1 pseudogene is annotated in these 970 nt (G+C 39.3%); it reads left to right on the forward strand.

The window, feature by feature from the left end:
- Nucleotides 1-42: 42 nt before the first annotated feature.
- Nucleotides 43-970 (forward strand): annotated as a pseudogene (locus DW036_RS25365) (DUF3869 domain-containing protein); the annotation flags it as partial.

The raw sequence follows: 970 nt of genomic DNA on the forward strand, positions 1-970 counted from the left end.
AAATCAGAATTATTAAATTTTTAATTTTTTATTGAGATGAAAATGAAAAGTAAGTTTTTTGGTTTTACCGCTAAGTTAGCGATGGCCATTTTAGCAGTCGGTACAATGTTTACAAGCTGCTATGATTCAGAAAACGGTGATGTTTCAAAACCGTATAAAGCACCGGACGCTGTTTACACATTCGTTGTTACGGTTAGTAATGGTATCACAGGTAAGCCTGTAGAAGGTGCAACTGTTACTGCTGGCTCTACTGCATGTGCAGGAGTAGGTAATGGTGTTTATCAGGCAGTTGTTACTAACGACCAGACTGGAACTAAGATGCCGTCTACAGTGACAGTATCAGTTGCAGCAGGTAGCGATTATGAAGCAGCAACAGCAACAGTAAACGTAGCTACTATCGAAAATGGTCAAGCTATTACTTGCTACGCTAACATTATCGTAAATCCGACCAAATATGAACCGGAAGGCTTGAAGGTAGAAACTTCTTCTAACCTGGCTTCTGAAACTGGTTCTTTCACTGGCGATAAAACTCTTGAAGGCGACAATGTTGAGTATGTAGAAAACATGGATATCATCAACTCATCTGATGATCCGATGCAAGTTACTAAAAACATCAAAGTTTTCATTGGTGCTAAATACGTACAAGAACCTGCTCAGACGAAAGCTATCGATGTTATTGCTGAACTGAAGAAGTATATTGAAAGCGTAGAAGGTACAGTAGGAACTGATTTCTCAACAGAAATAAGACCTTACTCTTTCTTGCTGCCTGCTAAGTCTGCTTTGCAGAAGATTTCAGTTCAATATATGTATGATGATAAGACATTCAACTTTACATATAATGGCGTTTCATATGTTGCTAAGACAAGACGTGTTGTTAGTGTAATCTTCAGCAATACTCCGGTATTGACAGAGATGTATCACGGTCACGGACATGGTCATGGTCATGGTGGTGATTTGAATGCCGGTGGTG

Origin of the sequence: Bacteroides sp. AF39-11AC (genome assembly GCF_003474285.1) — a bacterium.
In the GTDB taxonomy this organism is placed as follows: Bacteria; Bacteroidota; Bacteroidia; order Bacteroidales; family Bacteroidaceae; genus Bacteroides.